A 16,102-nucleotide genomic window follows, 5' to 3' on the forward strand; every position below is an offset into this window, starting at 1 on the left:
GTCGAGCCGGTGCCCTTCCTGGGCACCGGCTCGACGTACCTCAGCAGGCGGCCCGGTTCGGGCCTGGACCCGGTCAGCGGCGCTCGGGTACGGCCATCTCCCCGAGCAGCGACCAGTCCTGCTGCGGCACCGTGGTGTTGACAATGCGCGGCGTCTCGGCCAGGTGCGGCGGCAGGTCCTTCTGGGCCGCCCGGAAGTGCGCCGACTGCACGTGTGCCGCGCCGGCCTCGTCGTCGCGGAACGCCTCGACCAGGACGTACTCGGTCGGGTCGTCCAGGCTGCGGGACCAGTCGAACCACAGGCAGCCCGGCTCGGCGCGGGTCGCCTCGGTGAAGGCGGCGGCGATCTGGGGCCACTTGTCGGCATCCTCGGGCAGCACCCGGAACTTGGCGGTAATGAAGATCATGGCACCAGGTTACTCAGCGTAGGCCGGCGAAGAGGTCGTCCTCGGGCACCGGCGCGTCAGTGGTGTCCCGCACGCGGACGAACGTCTCGACGCCCATCAACTCGGTGAAGCGCTCCCGGCCCAGTTGCAGGAAGAAGATGTTCTCGGTCTGACTGGCGTGCGCCGCCAACGCGTCGAACTTCTGGTCGCCGTAGCTCTTGGTGTCGACCCAGGTGGTGATCTCCTCGTCGGGCAGGCCGAGCGCCGGCTCGGGCGACGACGGGTCGGGGTCGGCCCACTCGACGCCCAGCTCCTTCATGATCCGGCCGAAGTCCTCGAACGCGCGGCGGGGGACAGTCGTCCAGTAGACCTTCGCCGCAACGTCCGTCTGCGCGACGGCCGCCATCGTGATGCGGTGGGCCTGGATGTGGTCCGGGTGGCCGTAGAAGCCGTTCTCGTCGTAGGTGACGATGACGTCCGGTCGGTACCGGCGGATCAGCTCGGCCAGCCGGTCCGCCGCCTCCGCCACAGGCGTGGACCAGAACGAGCCGGGCTGGTCGTTGTTCGGCCAGCCCATCATCCCGGAGTCGCCATAGCCGAGGGTCTCCAGATGGGTGACCTTCAACGCCGCGCAGCTGGCCTCCAACTCGGTCTGGCGCATCGCCACCACGGCGGCCGGATCGTGACCGGGGTCGCCGGGCTTCACCCCGCCGGGCCCGTCACCGCATCGCCCGTCCGTGCAGGTCACGAGGACCGTCGTCACTCCCTCGGCCGCGTAGCGGGCCAGGACGCCGCCGGTGCTCGTCGCCTCGTCGTCGGGGTGGGCGTGCACCGCCATCAGGGTCAGAGATCGCTCAGCCATGCCACCACCCTACGGGGGCCGACGCCGGGGAAAGGAACATCCGTCACCGTTCGGTGCGTACCGGGTCGCCCCGCACCAGATCGTCGTGGATGCGCCAGCAGGCGGTGGTCACCGCGCGCCGGGCTGCCTCGTTCCCGGCCTCGATGCGTTGCCGCAGCAGGCGCAGGGCGATGACGCGGTTGAGGCTGTACTGCCGCTCCCGGTCCACCACCACGACGAGCCCCGACGGCCGGTGGGTCGCCCGTGCCGCAGTGCTTGCCTTGTTCCGGTGCTGACCGCCGGGACCACCGGTGCGACACGCGACGACGTCGACGTCCGCCTCCGTGAACGTCGTCGTCCCCACGTCACCCGGCGGTGGATGCGCCGTGACATACCAGTTCTTCCGGCCGTGGCCCGGACGGTAGGGGCTCGGCCCCTGCCAGCACAGCGTGCCTGTCCAGGAGGCGGCGAAGGCCTCGGAGTCGGCACCGGACATCTCGATCAACGCCGACCGGTAGGTGCCGGCCCGGTCGCCCGGCACCACCTCGACCCGCCGGACCGTCAGGCCACGCCGGGCGGCTTCGCCCTCCAGGCGGTGCAGCAACCGGGCCAGCGCCCAGGCGCACTCCTGCGGGCCGCGTCCACTGGACAGCAGCAGTCGCGTACTCATGACCGGCCCCGCCCGCGGCGACGGTCCGGTCGCGGCGTGGACCCCGCATCCGGTGTCTTGTAGGTGACCACGGGAGTCGTGGTGGCTACAGGCGTGGCCAGCCGGTGCGCGACGAGATCACCGATCACCTGCTCGATCCGCTTGTACGCGGTGGGAGCCTCCTCGAAGAGCAACTGACGGTCGCCACACACCACAAGTGAACCCACAGCCGTGCGACGCAACTCTTCGACAGTGTGCTTGGCCCGGCCCCGGCGCAGCGCGTCGGCACGGGACATCTTTCGGCCCGCGCCGTGCGCCACCGAGTGGTTGGCCTCGGGCCCGGCGTGCGCCGCAACGAGGTAGGACGCCGTGCCCCTCGTGCCGGCGATGAGCACGTCGCGGCCGTCACCGGGCGCCGCGCCCTTGCGGTGCAGGTAGACCCCGTCGCGGACCTCGACCAGGTTGTGGCACTGGTCGACGATCGGCTCTGCCGGCGCGGCGCCCAGGGCATGCGCGACCCGGGCGGCCAGCAGCCGGCGGTTGAGTGAACCCCACCGCACGGCGTCGTCGTGGGCGGCGAGGTAGGCGGCCGGGTCCGGCGCGGGACCGGCGCCGTGCGCGCTTGTGTGCGCCCGCAGGATCCGCTCGCCCAGGCCGCGCGAGCCACTGTGCACGATGAGTACGTGGTCACCGGCGTCGAGCCCGAGGCGACTCGCGTGGCCCGGGTGCAGCACGGTGTCGACCCGGGCGAGCTCGACGAAGTGGTTGCCGCGCCCGACCGTCGCGAGCCCGTCCAGGTGACCGGCGGGAACCGCACCGCGCAGGACGTCCCAGGCCCTGTCGTCGGCGTCCTGATCCGGGTCGAGCGCGCGGTCGAGGTCGGGGAACCGGGCCGCCAGCCGCTCCGGTACGACGCGCTTGAGCCGGAACGGGAACACGGCGATGCCGCAGCCGATGTCGGATCCCACAAGGTACGGATACAGCACCCTCGACGCCATGGCAGCGCCGATGGGGGCGCCCTTGCCCGGGTGCAGGTCCGGCATGCCGGCAACGTGGACCATGCCGTCCAGGGCGGCTACCTGACGGCACTGGTCCAGCGCGGTGGACTCGATCCAACTCGTGGGGGAGGCGAACACGGTGACGGTCGCCGGAACGGACGCGGACAGAGACTCCCCAGGGGAGTGGTGCTCAGACAACGACGCTCACTTCTCGCTGAGAACGCAAGGGACGGACGGCAGTACGGCACCTGTCGGCCTCATGCGGCCCGGTGCGGTGGGGTGGTGTCCGTCAGTACGTCATGGGGAGCACTCTCGCCGAACCCGCCGCGGGCGGCAACCGACTTTCGCGCGTACGCTGCCGCGATGAGCGCACCACGGCGCATCCTGGTCTACGGGGTGTACGGCGCCGGAAAGACCACACTGTCGCAGCAGTTGGCCGTACGCCTCGGGTTGCCGTGGTATCCGGTGGACGACCAACTGTGGCTGCCGGGCTGGGTCGAGGTGCCTGTCGCGCAGCAGCGCAGCCGGATCGAGGAGATCTGCCGCCGGGACGCCTGGATCCTCGACGGGGCGTACCACGGTTGGCGGGACGTACCCCTGGCCCGCGCCGACCTGGTGGTGGGCCTGGACTACCCGCGGTGGTTGTCGTTCGGGCGGTTGCTGCGTCGCACCCTGCGCCGACTCGCGACGCGCGAGGAGATCTGCAACGGCAACAGGGAATCGCTTGGCAGCGTGCTGTCGCGGGACTCGATCCTGCTCTGGCACGTCGGCGCGTTCGGCCGGGCGCGGCGGCGGATGCGGGCCTGGCAGAGCGACCCGGCCGGACCGCCGGTGCTGCTGTTCCAGAGCCCGGCGGCCCTGGACGCCTGGCTGGCCGGCCTTCCCCGCCGTTGAGACTGCGGACAGTGAACGGCTGAGGGACTGTGGAACGAGGTGAGGTGGGCACGGCCAGCATCGAGGCCGTCGCACGCGCCTTCGCCCCGGTAGACCGCGCTCGTCTTCCACGCGGTCTACCGGGGCGAAGTGATCGGCGAGGTCCGGAGACCCCGGCCGGCAGGTCACCGGCCGGGGCTACCAGTCAGGATCTCTGGATTCGGCGCCGGGCGAGGAAGAGCACGAGCCCACCCAAGGCGACCATGACACTTCCGACGCCCGTCATGGCAGGAAGCGCGCTGCTACCGGTGACGGGCAGGGTCTCGTCGCCCGATCCACTAGGTGCTCCGGGGCTGCCGGGTGCTCCGGACCTGCCCGGTGCGCCGGGGCTGCCTGGTGCGCCAGGTGCGCCAGGTGCGCCAGGTGCGCCAGGTGCGCCGGGGCTGCCGGGTACGCCGGGGCTGCCGGGTGCGCCGGGGCTGCCCGGTGGGCCAGACGGTCCGGGCGGGCCGCTTGGTCCGGGCGGCCCGGTCGGACCGGCGCACACCGGTGCCGTGATGACGTTGGTGTCGAGGGTGACGGCGGCGGTTCGCGCGAGCGCGCGGCCCTGGAGAGTCGCACCCGTGGCCATGGTGATCGACGCCTGAGCCATGATGGTGCCCACGAAGGTGGTGCCTGTGCCGACCGTCGCTGAGCTGCCGATCTTCCAGAACACGTTGCAGGCTGACGCCCCGTTTATCAGTACGACACTGCTGTTCGACGCCGTCGTCAGTGCGGAGTCGATCTGGAAGATGAACACGGCCGCCGGATCGCCCTGACCGTTGAGTGTCAGTGGCCCGGTCAGCTGCGCCGCCCCGATCCGGTAGACGCCAGGGTTGAGGGTGTTGCCGCCGAGCTCCGCGGGGAGGTTGGTGAACGGCGTCCGGCCGGCGGCGTCGTTGTAGGCGATGGTCAGGTCGCTCTGGGCCTGGAGCGCGACTGCGTCGCCAAGATGGACCTCGCCGCCGATGGTCGCTGTTCCGAAGCCGGACGAAGTGGTTCCCGGGAACCTCCCGAGGCTCTGGGCGAGGAAGCTCGGGCCGGTGTTTGTCGGTTCCGCGCCGGCCAGGACGGAGAAGGTGCCGGCCGTCCCGAGGCCCACCGGGGCGTCTGCCGCGTTGGCCGCAGTCGAGCTGAAGAGCAGCAAGCTGGCCGCCACTGCGACGGCCGTGCAAGCCCCGAGGGCGGGCAGGACCGCCCGCCGAAGCCGATGAATGGGTTTTGCTGTCACAGAACATCCTCCGTGGCTACTACTCGCAGGAGGCACCTCGCGTTCCTGCCCAAAACGGCCCGATGACGCGGCCGATTGCGGTGACCACCACATCACATCAGGAGGGGGTAATGCTGACAAGTTAGACAATAAGCGGACAGTCGAAGTAAAAGGAACTCGCGTTCATCATCTTCGGACGGCCCCGCCGACACGTGATCTGTCCAAACCGGACAGCGGCTGCACCCGGACGTCCAGCGGGTCACGGCGACCAGTGCCGGCCTCAGTCTCGGCGCTGTTCGAGCCTGGTCGCACGGCCGAGCACACACGGCGAGGACGGGCTGGAACTGGTGGTCGGGAACCGGAAGCGGCGCAGCTCGTCGATGACGAATCCGCCGGCCGCGATGGCGGCGGCGGTGTCGCGGCCGGTGTGGCAGCCGCCGCACAGGGTCGGCCACACCGTCGCGTCGACAAGCCGCTGGATGCGGCGCACGCGGCCGGGGTTCTCGGCGGCGACGTGTTCGAAGAAGCGCAGCTGACCGCCGGGCCGCAGCACGCGGTGGATCTCGGCGAGCGCGTTGCCCTGATCGGGCACGGTGCACAGCACCAACGCGGCCACGGCCGCGTCGAACTCGCCGTCCCCGGCGGGCAACGCCTCGGCCAGGCCGTCGACGACAGTGACCGGCACCGGCGCGGTCGCCGCCGCCCGCACGGCGGCGGCCCGCAGCCGTCGTTCCGGCTCGACCGCGACGACCTCGGTCACGCCCGGCGGGTAGTGGCCGAACATGCGGCCGTTGCCGGCGCCGACCTCGATCACCCGGCCGGACAGGCCGGCGACCACGTCGCGGCGGAACTCGTCGAGGCCGGCGCGGTCCATGGCCACGCTGAGCCGCTCGTAGACCCGGGCGAACACCGGGTGGGACACCGCGGCCACGTCGACCTCCCAGGCTCCAGATGCGGATGGGCTCCGGCTATCCGCTTCCGCAGGTTAGCCAATCACGACCTCTGAGTGGATCCCGCCGGCTATCGCGGGGGCCCGCCGAGGCGGCGCGCCAAGTCTCGTACCGCGTCGGTGAATGCCTCGTCGGATTCGCACGGCCAGTGTCCCTGGATGGGTGGCGGAACGCTGTCGCCCGGCGGGGTCACCACGTCGCGGGGGTCACGCTGGCGACGATCCACGGTGGCCGCCGGGTCGCTGTCGCCCTCGGCTGCTCCCGGTGCGGGAAAGACAGTGCCGCCGATGGGGTCGGTGTCGCGCCACAGGTTCACCCACCGCCAGCCGACCCGGTCGCCGATCTCGCGCAGCACCCCGTCGTCGATGTACGCGGGGAAGAGCCGCGTGTAGAGCCGGCGCAGCGGTGACCCGTGCGTGAGCAGCGCGACCCGGGCGCCGATGTGTGGTGGCAGCTGGAGCACTGTCGCGGCGACCAGGACCGAGCCGTGGCTGTGCCCGGTGAGCAGCACTTTGTCGCCGCGTTCGACCAGGTAGGTGATTCGCCGGGTTAGCTCCGGCACGGCGCGTTCGGCATAGCAGGGCGGCGCGAACGGGTGGGCGGCTCGGGGCCAGAACGTGCCGAGGTCCCAGATGACGCCGACGTGTCGCCGGAACGGGACGGTCCGGTACGCGAAGATGCCGCCGAGGAGCAGGGCGAGGATGATCGCCGCGATCACCCAACTGCCGAACGCGATGGCGAAGGTGATCATGTCGGCGGGCACCCTCACGTACCGCTCGACGACGTCGCCGGGGAACAGCCCCAGCAGACCGATGGTGCTGGTGGCCATGCCGATGCCGGCGAGGAAGGCGAAGACCACGGCCACCAGCACCAGCTTCTCGGTGAACCGCGCCTTGGCTATCGCGCCCCGTACCTGTCGCAGCCGTGGTCGGGCATCCGCTGGCGGGTCCGGGTAGTCGCGTGCGACGACCGCCGCCGCGGCACGGTACCGGCCGGGGCGGGAGAGCACGACTGTCAACCCGGCGACGATCGTCGTGACGAGCACGGTGCGGAAAAACCCGAAGATCGCCCAGGTGTACGCCGCGGGCGGGCCGGCGGCGATGCCCTCCCCGGTCGGCACGTCGCGGTCCAGGAAGTCCGCCACCCGGTAGACCAGTTCGGAGGAGTACGCCACCGCCATGCTGATCGCGATGGCAGTGACGGCCAGCGCTCCCAACCCGAACAGCGGACTGTCGCCGCGCTGTCGGTCCCGCTGCCGGAGCAGGACGACGCCGAGAGCGGCAAACAGTGTCGTCTGGGTGACGCACAGTCCGGCCAGTACCGCGTCGTACCCGGGCAGTTGGCGCCCCTCCTGCCACGAGTCGGGGCTGGCCAGCACATGGGCCACGACCAGGACGGTCAGGATTACGCTTGTCGTTCGCAGCGTGCGGGTGATCGTGTCGAGCCGCGGGTTCAGCGGGGCACTGTCGATCAGCGGGGGAGTGCACAGCAGGACCACAGCGGCAGCCAGGACCGCGCCGGTGGCGGCCAGCAGCGCGAGTGTGACGGTCGAGGCGCCTTTCGTGACACGGGCGGCGAGCAGGACGAGGCTCACCGTCGCGAACGCCGCCGCGACGTGAACGGAGCGGAGTCGCCCCACAAGCGGTTCGGCGTCCCACGTGCCGACCGCGCTGAGCCGATGCCCGGAAAGCTCCCCGTCGGGGGCGCGGAACGCCTCGAACGACCTCCCGGGTCTGTTGCTGAGCCGCCAGACCAGGACGATCGCTGCGGCCGGGACCAGCGCGAGCGCCGCCAGCCGCACTCCGACCGGTTGCCCGCTCAGCCAGGACAACCAACTGCGCCCGGCCAGGCAGCGGGGCGACGTCAGGCACGTCCAGGCGATCAGGTCCAGGGCGACGCCCGCGACGGCGAGCACGTACAGCACGGTGAGCGTCAGCGCCAGCACCCGGCACAGGGACTTGACCACCGCCTCCGACTCGGGGTTGGCGGGGCGCATCCAGATCGCCACGTTGGCCAGCATGAACGGCAGCAGGAACACCAGCCCGAGGGTCCGGGCCACGGTCCCGGTGGGCAGGTCACCCCAGCGGTACGCCTCAAGCGTCACACCCGGCGCTTCGTCGGGTGCCGGTCCCGGCGGGCGAGTCCGGAAGAAGCCCCCGCTGCGGTCGCCGGCGACCTGCGTCGACAGCCGCAGGCCCAAGACCTGGTCGGCGCTCGCGCCGGAGACTCCGTGTACCCGCAGCTCCACGATGTCGCCGGAGGTGTCGGGCGTGCTCAACCGTGCCGATCCATCCGCCAGCCCCCTGAGGCTTCCCGGCAGCCCAGCCAGCGATCCTGCCGGCGTCGGCTCCGCCACCGGTGTGGCAGACCCGCGTCTACCCCGCTCGGGCGGACCCAATCGTGGCGCCGCCGCCCGCCGCGGAGGCGCGGCACTGCTGGTCAGCGCCGTGCTGTTGCCGTCGCCGGACACGAACCGGAGCGGGCGCGGGAGCAGGCGCTACGGGCGGTGTGCAGGGCGGGCGACGCCTATCGGGAGGGTGTCGGTTTCTCCGGCGCTGTCGTGGTGGCACAGGTCCGGACGACCGTCAGCGACCTGCTGGTGGCCACCGGACTCACCCAGGAGGTCGCGAACCGGCTGGTCAGGCGGGCTTTCGGGGAGTTGAGCCGCGCCAGCGACACCAACACCGACGGGTGAGCTGGCATCACGGCGAGCCAAATGTGTTGCACACTGAGCCAAAGTGGTGCCATGATGGCGTCATGGATTTGAGGCCGTACGTCGAGAACCTGCGCAACGAGTTCGCCGTCGCCGCCGAGGGGGTAGACCCGGAGGGTCGGGTGCTGGCCGAGCGGCTCTTCACCCAGTTGGAGGCGGCGACCCACCTCACGCTGCTCGAGGCGCTTTCCGACGCGGCCGACGAGATCACCCGCGACCTCGCTCCGGGGTCGGTGCACGTCCGGCTGCGCGGGCGTGAACCCGACTTCGTGGTGGCATCGGCCAACCCGCCGACCGGCGGCACGGCCGAGCAGACCGACCCGCCCGCGCTGCCGGCGCCGGTGCTGCCGCCGGACGGCGACGAGGGCGGCACGTCGCGGATCAACCTCCGCCTCCCCGACCACCTGAAGACAAGCGTCGAGGAGGCCGCCGGCCGCGCCGGGCTGTCGGTGAACGCCTGGCTGGTGCGGGCGGTCGCCGGTGCCGTCGGGGCCGGCGACGCCGACCGTCGCCCGCCCCGCCGTCCGGAGCCGCGCTCCGGCCAGCACTTCACCGGCTGGGCGCGCTGACCCGCCCCGCCTTCCTTTTCTTTCCACCCCCACGCACCAGCGGCGATGGCCGCTGGCGTCCTCCCGGGAGACCACCATGCCTGTTTTCGACACACCAGAACCCATTTCCGTCCAGCTCGAACTGCCCGTCGGGGACGCGTGGATCTCCGCGTCCGACCGCACCGACACGGTGGTGCAGGTGCGGCCCCGCGACCCGTCGAGCAAGGCCGACGTGAGCGCCGCGAACCAGACAACCGTCGAGTACGCCGCCGGTCAGCTGATGATCAGGGTGCCGAAGAGTTGGCGCCGCTACGGCTTCGGCGCCGGCCCGTCGGTCGATGTCCTGATCGAGGTGCCGACCGGCTCACGTGTGCACGCCGAGGCGGCGTGGGCGGCCGTGCGCTGTGAGGGGCGGCTCGGCGAGTGCCACGTCAAGACCGGCGGTGCGATCCGACTCGACGAGACCGGCCCGTTGGACGTCGACACCAGCCACGGGGAGGTCACCGTGACACGGGTCGCCGGCCCCGCCCGGGTGAAGGCATCCTCCGGCAAGGTGCGCCTCGGCGAGGTCGACGGCACCGCCGAGATCAAGAACTCCTCCGGCGACTGCTGGATCGGCCGGACCGGCGGGGACGTCCGGATCAACACCGCCCACGGCGACATCACGGTCGACGAGTCGTCCGCCTCGGTGACGGCACGCACCGCGTACGGCAACGTGCGGCTGGGCGAGGTCGTCCGAGGGTCGGTGGAGCTACAGACCTCGTACGGGGCCATCGAGGTCGGCGTCCGGCGCGGGACCGCCGCCTGGCTCGACGTCGGCTCCCGCCACGGTCGGGTCCACAACGCACTGTCCACCGCCGATGGGCCCGCGGAGACCGACGACACCGTCGAGATCCGGGCGAACACGTCCTACGGCGACATCATGATCCGCCGCGCCTGACCGCCGACGACACCGCAACGAATCGAGGCGACATGACAGTCCCCACCCGGCCCGCGATCGTCGCGACAGGCCTGCGCAAGTCCTACGGCGACAAGGTGGTGCTCGACGGCATCGACCTGGAGATCCCCGAAGGGTCCATCTTCGCGTTGCTCGGTCCCAACGGGGCCGGCAAGACCACCACAGTGCAGATCCTGTCCACACTGGTCAGCCCGGACGGCGGCCGGGCCCGCATCGGGGGACACGACCTGACCCGGGAGCCGGACGCGGTCCGCGCGTTGATCGGCGTCACCGGCCAGTTCTCCGCAGTCGACAACCTGTTGACGGGGCGGGAAAATCTGCGCCTCATGGCCGACCTGTGCCACCTGGATCGGGCAACCGGCCGGCGGCGTGTCGCCGACCTGCTCGACCAGTTCGACCTGGCCGAGGCGGCGGACAAGCCGGTGGCGACGTACTCCGGTGGCATGCGCCGACGCCTCGACCTCGCGATGACCCTGGTCGGCGACCCCCGCGTCATCTTCCTCGACGAGCCGACGACGGGCCTCGACCCGCGGAGCCGCCGCGCCATGTGGCAGATCATCCGCGACCTCGTCGCCGGTGGCGTCACCATCCTGCTCACCACGCAATACCTGGAGGAGGCCGACCAGCTCGCCGACCGCGTCGCGTTCCTCGACCACGGCCGGCTGATCGCCGAGGGCACTCCGCACGCGCTCAAACGGCTCATCCCCGGCGGGCACGTCGTGCTGCGGTTCGCCGACCAGGACGGGCTCGACGCGGCGGCTCGTACGTTCGCGGAGGCGACCCGGGACGACGCGGCACTCACCCTGCACGTTCCGAGCGACGGCGGCGTCGCGTCGTTGCGCTCCCTGCTCGACCAGCTCGACAGTGCCTCGATAAGCGTGGCCGGCCTCGCCGTGCACACCCCCGACCTCGACGACGTCTTCCTCACCCTCACCGGAACTACCGACAAGGAAGGGGCCCTGGCGCGATGAGCACACTCACCCTCGCCGTCCGCGACTCGAGCACGATGCTGCGGCGCAGCGTGCTCCACATGCGGCGCTACCCGTCGTTGACACTCATGCTCGTCGGCATCCCCGTCATCCTGCTGCTGCTCTTCGTCTACGTCTTCGGCGGCACCCTGGGCGTCGGCCTCGGGCCCTCGGGTGGCCGCGCCGACTACGCCAACTACGTCACCCCGGGCATCCTGCTCATCACTGTGGCGAGTGCGGCGCAGGGCACCGCCATCTCGGTCGCCATGGACATGACCGAGGGCATCATCGCCCGGTTCCGCACCATGGCGATCTTCCGGCCATCGGTCCTCACCGCCCACGTGCTGGGCAGCCTGATCCAGACGCTGCTCGGTCTCGCGGCGGTCATCGGGGTGGCGCTGCTCGTCGGGTTCCGGCCCACGGCCACCGCGATCGAGTGGGTCGCCGTGACCGGCGTCCTCGTCATGATCACTTTCGCGGTCACCTGGCTGTCGGTCGCCCTCGGCCTGGTCACCAAGAGCGTCGAGACGGCAAGCAACCTGCCGATGCCGCTTGTGCTGCTGCCCTTCCTCGGCAGCGGCTTCGTCCCCACCGACTCGATGCCGGCCCCGGTGCGGTGGTTCGCCGATCATCAGCCCTTCACACCTGTCATGGAGACCCTCCGCGGCCTGTTCTTCGGCACCGGCATCGGCAGCAACGCGATCGAGGCGGTCGCGTGGTGCGTGACCGTCAGCATGGTGTGCTTCTTCTGGGCCCGGGCGCTGTACAACCGCAATCCGAGCGCCTGACCCGATCCGCGCTCGACGGACAGCCCGCGCGAGAGGTGAACGACGGCCCGGCCCTCCGAGGGGGTGCCGGGCCGTCGGCGATCCGCGCGACCCCTTTGGCGGCGGCTCCGAAACATCGAATGTTATCGGTAACACCGTGTCGTCGTCGGACTGAACAGGGCGGCTGTTCGCTCACCCACCGGCCCGACCCTGGGAGGTGTCGCCCGTCGCCCAGTCCGTGGGATCCGATCACGGCGCTGGGCAGTCCGCCGATGTTATCGCTGCCATCGTCGCCGGCCGGTACGCAGAGGTGCGGGCAAGCTCCGCTGCGCGGTCCGGTGCGAGAGTCGTCAGGTCGCCCTGCCTGCCGGAGGTGTCCGGTCGTCGGTCGTGCCGGGCGGCGAGGTGTCCCGGCCGGCGTCCACGGGTGCGGTCGGAATGGTTCGCTTCACCCCGGTCTGACGGTCGGCGCGCCCGAGTGGGTGCGTCTCCGCGTTCCGTTACGGAGCTGTTGCGGCCAGATGTCTTGACGAGGTTGGATGTGAGCGTTAACACTATCCCCGTCAAAAGCGGAGGTGGACATGAATCGTGTGGACGGAGCTGCCGAAAGCTACGTCGTCGGCGTCGACTACGGCACGCTTTCCGGGCGGGCCCTCGTGGTCCGGGTCCGTGATGGCGCCGAGTTGGGGACCGCTGTCCACGAATACCGCGACGGGGTGATCAGCGCCGCGCTGCCCAGCGGTCGGCCGCTTCCCCCGGACTGGGCGCTGCAGAACCCGCAGGACTACCGCGACGTGCTGCGCTACGCCGTCCCGGAGGCGGTGTCCGCCGCGGGGGTGGACCCGGCCGCGGTCATCGGCATCGGCATCGACTTCACCGCCTGCACTGTGCTGCCGACAACCGTCGACGGCACGCCGCTCTGCGAGGACCCCGAGCTGCGCGACCGGCCGCACTCGTGGGTCAAGCTGTGGAAACACCACGCCGCGCAGCCGCACGCCGACCGGATCAACGCACTGGCCCATGAGCGGGCCGAGCCGTGGATCGGCCGGTACGGCGGCAAGATCTCCGCCGAGTGGCAGTTCGCCAAGGGTCTGCAGATCCTGGAGGAGGACCCTGAGGTCTACCGCCGGGCCGAACGCTTCATCGAGGCCGCCGACTGGATCGTCTGGCAGCTCTGCGGCACCGAGACCCGCAACGTCTGCACGGCCGGCTACAAGGGCATCCTCCAGGACGGCCACTATCCGTCCGAGAGCTTCCTGACCGCGCTCAACCCCGACTTCGGCGACTTCGTGGCCAAGCTGGACGGTCCGCTGCTGCCCCTCGGCGCCCGGGCCGGCACGCTCACGGCCGACGCCGCAGCGCTCACCGGCCTGCCGGAGGGGATCGCGGTGGCCGTCGGCAACGTCGATGCGCACGTCACCGCCGCGTCCGCGCAGGCCGTGGAGCCCGGCCGGCTCGTCGCGATCATGGGCACCTCGACCTGCCACGTGGTCAACGGCACGCAGCTCGCCGAGGTGGCAGGGATGTGCGGTGTGGTGGACGGCGGCATCAGCCCCGGCGCGTGGGGCTACGAGGCCGGGCAGAGCGGTGTCGGCGACATCTTCGGCTGGTTCGTCGAGCACGCCGCCCCGGCCGGGTTCGCCTCGCACGAGCACCTCACCGAGCTGGCCGCCGCCCAACCGGTGGGCGCGCACGGCCTGATCGCGCTGGACTGGTGGAACGGCAACCGCTCGCTGCTTGTCAACCACGACCTCAGCGGGATGGTCGTCGGAATGACCCTGGCCACCCGGCCGCAGGACGTCTACCGGGCGTTGCTGGAGTCCACCGCCTACGGCACCCGCATGATCATCGAGGCGTTCGTCGAGGCCGGGGTGGCGGTGAACGACCTGGTGATCGCCGGCGGTCTCACCTCCAACGAGCTGCTGATGCAGATCTACGCCGACGTGACCAGGCGGCCACTGAACATCATCGCCTCCGCGCAGGGCCCGGCGCTCGGGTCGGCGATTCACGCCGCCGTCGCCGCCGGTGCGTACGCGTCGGTGCACGAGGCGTCGCAGGCGATGGGTCGGGTGTACGAGGCCGTCTACCGACCGGACCCCGACCGGGCCCGCGCCTACGACGCTCTCTACGCGGAATACCGGGCGCTGCACGACCACTTCGGCCGTGGCGGCAACGACGTCATGCTCCGCCTGCGGGCGATCCGCAACGCGGCGGTGAGCACCATCGCGGCACCGGTCGAGACCACACCCGTCAGCACGCCCGAGACCACGCTGGAGGTCGTCGCATGACCGCCGAGGTGACCCGACAAATCCAGGAGCTGCGCGAGACGGTCGCCCGTCTGCACTCCGAGCTGACCCGGTACCAGTTGGTGGCCTGGACGGCCGGCAACATCTCCGCCCGCGTCCCGGGACGCGACCTCATGGTGATCAAGCCGAGCGGGATCGGCTACGACGATCTCACCGCCGACACCATCGTGGTCTGTGACCTCGACGGCGTCCTCGTCGAGGGCGACCTCGCACCGTCCAGCGACACCGCCGCCCACGCCTACGTCTACCGGGCCATGCCCGAGGTGGGCGGGGTGGTGCACACGCACAGCTCGTACGCCACCGCCTGGGCCGCCCGTGGCGAGGCCATCCCCTGCCACCTCACGGCGCAGGCCGACGAGTTCGGCGGGGAGATCCCGGTCGGTCCGTTCGCGCTGATCGGCGGCGACGACATCGGCAAGGGCATCGTCACCACACTCGCCGGACACCGCTCACCCGCGGTGCTGATGCGCAACCACGGCGTCTTCACGATCGGGCGGGACGCCCGCGCGGCGGTCAAGGCCGCGGTCATGTGTGAGGACGTCGCGCGTACCGCGCACCTGGCCCGCGCGCTCGGTCAACCCCTTCCGATCGCACAGGCAGACATCGATGCCCTGTATCACCGCTATCAGAACGTCTACGGTCAACAACCAGTCGCACCGGCGGGCTCCTGACCTTCCTGAGTGGAGCCGGAACCCGCCGGTCTGCACCACGACGCACCAGCACGCACCACCCGCGTAGGCCGCCTCGGCACCTCGGCGGTTGACGTGGTCAACCACCACACCCAGCCAAGGAGAACTGATGAGAAAGATGCGAACGCAGTCCGCTCCGTGGCGCGCTGTCGCGGTCCTCGCCAGCGTGCTACTCGTCGGCGGCGTGGCGGCCTGCGGCAACAGCGACACCGGCGGCGGGTCCACGGACGACGGCAAGATCACGATGGGCTTCTCCCAGGTCGGCGCGGAGAGCGGGTGGCGTACCGCGAACACCACCTCGATCAAGGATGCGGCGGCCGCCGCGGGCATCGAGCTGAAGTTCGACGACGCGCAGCAGAAGCAGGAAAACCAGATCAAGGCGATCCGCAACTACATCCAGCAGAAGGTCGACGTGATCGCCTTCTCTCCTGTTGTGGAGTCGGGTTGGGACACCGTCCTCAAGGAGGCCAAGGACGCCGGCATCCCGGTGATCCTGACGGACCGCTCGGTCGACTCGGCCGACAAGACCCTCTACAAGACGTTCCTCGGCTCGGACTTCGTCAAGGAGGGCCGTCTCGCCGGTGAGTGGCTCGTCGAGCAGAAGAAGGCCGCCTCCGGCCCGGTGAACATCGTCGAGTTGCAGGGTACGACCGGCGCTGCCCCGGCCAACGACCGCAAGAAGGGCTTCGCTGAGGCGATCGCCGCCAACCCCAACCTGAAGGTCATCGCGTCGCAGTCCGGGGACTTCACCCGGGCAGGTGGCAAGCAGGTGATGGAGCAGTTCCTCAAGGCCAACCCGAAGATCGACGTGCTGTTCGCGCACAACGACGACATGGGCCTGGGCGCGCTCGAGGCGATCAGCGCGGCCGGCAAGGTGCCCGGCAAGGACATCACCATCATCACCGTCGACGCGGTGAAGGACGGCATGCAGGCCCTCGCCGACGGGAAGTTCAACTTCATCGCGGAGTGCAGCCCGCTGCTCGGCCCGCAGCTGATGGACCTGGCCAAGAAGGTCCACGCGGGCGAGGAGGTGCCTGCTCGGATCGAGACCGAGGAGACCACCTTCACGTCGGAGCAGGCCAAGGAAGCACTGCCCAACCGCAAGTACTGATCGACGCCGGGGGGTCGCCGCGCTCGCGTGGCGGCCCCGCCGCGTCGCCCCCAACCCCCAACGGACTGGGCATGGCCCGCGACAACCCCGTGACCCG

15 protein-coding genes and 1 pseudogene are annotated in these 16,102 nt (G+C 70.9%); 9 read left to right on the plus strand and 7 right to left on the minus strand.

Annotated features, from left to right (window positions below; genetic code table 11):
* Positions 1 to 73: 73 nt before the first annotated feature.
* Genes ACFY2Q_RS07465 through ACFY2Q_RS07480 form a run of 4 tightly spaced genes read right to left on the minus strand, consistent with a single transcriptional unit; the run spans position 74 to position 3,071 of the window.
* Positions 74 to 406: a putative quinol monooxygenase gene (locus tag ACFY2Q_RS07465; protein WP_387128325.1), complete on the minus strand. Its 333-nt coding sequence runs from the start codon at positions 404 to 406 to the stop codon at positions 74 to 76.
* A 13-nt stretch (positions 407 to 419) separates the two neighbouring features.
* Positions 420 to 1,247 carry a PIG-L family deacetylase gene (locus ACFY2Q_RS07470; protein WP_387128326.1) on the minus strand — a complete coding sequence of 276 codons (828 nt, stop codon included), beginning with the start codon at positions 1,245 to 1,247 and terminating at the stop codon, positions 420 to 422.
* A gap of 43 nt (positions 1,248 to 1,290) precedes the next feature.
* Positions 1,291 to 1,896: a peptide chain release factor H gene (prfH, locus tag ACFY2Q_RS07475; protein WP_387128327.1), complete on the minus strand. Its 606-nt coding sequence runs from the start codon at positions 1,894 to 1,896 to the stop codon at positions 1,291 to 1,293.
* On the minus strand, positions 1,893 to 3,071 hold the full coding sequence (locus tag ACFY2Q_RS07480; protein WP_387128328.1) for an RNA ligase RtcB family protein: 1,179 nt from the start codon (positions 3,069 to 3,071) through the stop codon (positions 1,893 to 1,895). Before ACFY2Q_RS07480 ends, prfH begins: the two co-directional genes overlap by 4 nt.
* A 165-nt stretch (positions 3,072 to 3,236) precedes the next feature.
* On the opposite strand from ACFY2Q_RS07480, the gene ACFY2Q_RS07485 reads away from it, so the two are divergent.
* Positions 3,237 to 3,767 carry an adenylate kinase gene (locus ACFY2Q_RS07485; protein WP_387128329.1) on the plus strand — a complete coding sequence of 177 codons (531 nt, stop codon included), beginning with the start codon at positions 3,237 to 3,239 and terminating at the stop codon, positions 3,765 to 3,767.
* 184 nt (positions 3,768 to 3,951) lie between these two features.
* Here ACFY2Q_RS07485 and ACFY2Q_RS07490 read toward each other — a convergent pair whose 3' ends face one another.
* From ACFY2Q_RS07490 to ACFY2Q_RS07500, 3 genes are all read right to left on the minus strand, one after another.
* Positions 3,952 to 4,944: an ice-binding family protein gene (locus ACFY2Q_RS07490; protein WP_387128330.1), complete on the minus strand. Its 993-nt coding sequence runs from the start codon at positions 4,942 to 4,944 to the stop codon at positions 3,952 to 3,954.
* Between the two features lie 331 nt (positions 4,945 to 5,275).
* On the minus strand, positions 5,276 to 5,926 hold the full coding sequence (locus ACFY2Q_RS07495; RefSeq protein WP_387128331.1) for a class I SAM-dependent methyltransferase: 651 nt from the start codon (positions 5,924 to 5,926) through the stop codon (positions 5,276 to 5,278).
* Positions 5,927 to 6,015: 89 nt separating this feature from the next.
* The gene (locus ACFY2Q_RS07500) at positions 6,016 to 8,223 is read right to left on the minus strand and encodes a hypothetical protein (RefSeq protein WP_387128332.1); all 2,208 of its coding nucleotides are present in this window, start codon (positions 8,221 to 8,223) and stop codon (positions 6,016 to 6,018) included.
* Positions 8,224 to 8,409: 186 nt separating this feature from the next.
* Between ACFY2Q_RS07500 and ACFY2Q_RS07505 the strand changes: the two are divergent.
* The 8 genes and pseudogenes from ACFY2Q_RS07505 to ACFY2Q_RS07540 all read left to right on the plus strand — a co-directional run.
* Positions 8,410 to 8,640 (plus strand): annotated as a pseudogene (locus tag ACFY2Q_RS07505) (aromatic acid exporter family protein); the annotation flags it as partial.
* A 62-nt stretch (positions 8,641 to 8,702) separates the two neighbouring features.
* Positions 8,703 to 9,227 carry a hypothetical protein gene (locus tag ACFY2Q_RS07510; protein WP_387128333.1) on the plus strand — a complete coding sequence of 175 codons (525 nt, stop codon included), beginning with the start codon at positions 8,703 to 8,705 and terminating at the stop codon, positions 9,225 to 9,227.
* A gap of 76 nt (positions 9,228 to 9,303) precedes the next feature.
* Positions 9,304 to 10,146, plus strand: a complete 843-nt coding sequence (locus ACFY2Q_RS07515; protein WP_387128334.1) for a DUF4097 domain-containing protein — start codon at positions 9,304 to 9,306, stop codon at positions 10,144 to 10,146.
* Positions 10,147 to 10,178: 32 nt separating this feature from the next.
* The gene (locus ACFY2Q_RS07520; RefSeq protein ID WP_387128335.1) at positions 10,179 to 11,135 is read left to right on the plus strand and encodes an ATP-binding cassette domain-containing protein; all 957 of its coding nucleotides are present in this window, start codon (positions 10,179 to 10,181) and stop codon (positions 11,133 to 11,135) included.
* Entirely contained in the window at positions 11,132 to 11,920 is a 789-nt protein-coding gene (locus ACFY2Q_RS07525; protein ID WP_387128336.1) for an ABC transporter permease, read from the plus strand. The genes ACFY2Q_RS07520 and ACFY2Q_RS07525 overlap by 4 nt, the downstream gene beginning before the upstream one ends.
* 560 nt (positions 11,921 to 12,480) lie before the next feature.
* Positions 12,481 to 14,187: a ribulokinase gene (araB, locus tag ACFY2Q_RS07530; protein ID WP_387128337.1), complete on the plus strand. Its 1,707-nt coding sequence runs from the start codon at positions 12,481 to 12,483 to the stop codon at positions 14,185 to 14,187.
* The gene (locus ACFY2Q_RS07535; RefSeq protein WP_387128338.1) at positions 14,184 to 14,876 is read left to right on the plus strand and encodes an L-ribulose-5-phosphate 4-epimerase; all 693 of its coding nucleotides are present in this window, start codon (positions 14,184 to 14,186) and stop codon (positions 14,874 to 14,876) included. Before araB ends, ACFY2Q_RS07535 begins: the two co-directional genes overlap by 4 nt.
* A 127-nt stretch (positions 14,877 to 15,003) precedes the next feature.
* A complete protein-coding gene (locus ACFY2Q_RS07540; RefSeq protein ID WP_387128339.1) occupies positions 15,004 to 16,005 on the plus strand; it encodes an ABC transporter substrate-binding protein in 1,002 nt (333 codons plus the stop codon).
* The last annotated feature ends 97 nt before the right edge of the window (positions 16,006 to 16,102 follow it).

It is taken from the genome of Micromonospora sp. NPDC000316 (genome assembly GCF_042898885.1).
Lineage (GTDB): Bacteria > Actinomycetota > Actinomycetes > Mycobacteriales > Micromonosporaceae > Micromonospora.

What these genes read in the sequence shown, in the direction of transcription:
- ACFY2Q_RS07485 (WP_387128329.1), top strand. Translation starts at nt 3,237, where the DNA reads ATGAGCGCACCACGGCGCATCCTGGTCTACGGGGTGTACGGCGCCGGA.
- araB (WP_387128337.1), top strand. Translation starts at nt 12,481, where the DNA reads ATGAATCGTGTGGACGGAGCTGCCGAAAGCTACGTCGTCGGCGTCGAC.
- ACFY2Q_RS07470 (WP_387128326.1), bottom strand. Translation starts at nt 1,247, where the DNA reads ATGGCTGAGCGATCTCTGACCCTGATGGCGGTGCACGCCCACCCCGAC.
- ACFY2Q_RS07540 (WP_387128339.1), top strand. Translation starts at nt 15,004, where the DNA reads ATGAGAAAGATGCGAACGCAGTCCGCTCCGTGGCGCGCTGTCGCGGTC.
- ACFY2Q_RS07510 (WP_387128333.1), top strand. Translation starts at nt 8,703, where the DNA reads ATGGATTTGAGGCCGTACGTCGAGAACCTGCGCAACGAGTTCGCCGTC.
- ACFY2Q_RS07515 (WP_387128334.1), top strand. Translation starts at nt 9,304, where the DNA reads ATGCCTGTTTTCGACACACCAGAACCCATTTCCGTCCAGCTCGAACTG.
- prfH (WP_387128327.1), bottom strand. Translation starts at nt 1,896, where the DNA reads ATGAGTACGCGACTGCTGCTGTCCAGTGGACGCGGCCCGCAGGAGTGC.
- ACFY2Q_RS07465 (WP_387128325.1), bottom strand. Translation starts at nt 406, where the DNA reads ATGATCTTCATTACCGCCAAGTTCCGGGTGCTGCCCGAGGATGCCGAC.
- ACFY2Q_RS07525 (WP_387128336.1), top strand. Translation starts at nt 11,132, where the DNA reads ATGAGCACACTCACCCTCGCCGTCCGCGACTCGAGCACGATGCTGCGG.
- ACFY2Q_RS07535 (WP_387128338.1), top strand. Translation starts at nt 14,184, where the DNA reads ATGACCGCCGAGGTGACCCGACAAATCCAGGAGCTGCGCGAGACGGTC.
- ACFY2Q_RS07520 (WP_387128335.1), top strand. Translation starts at nt 10,179, where the DNA reads ATGACAGTCCCCACCCGGCCCGCGATCGTCGCGACAGGCCTGCGCAAG.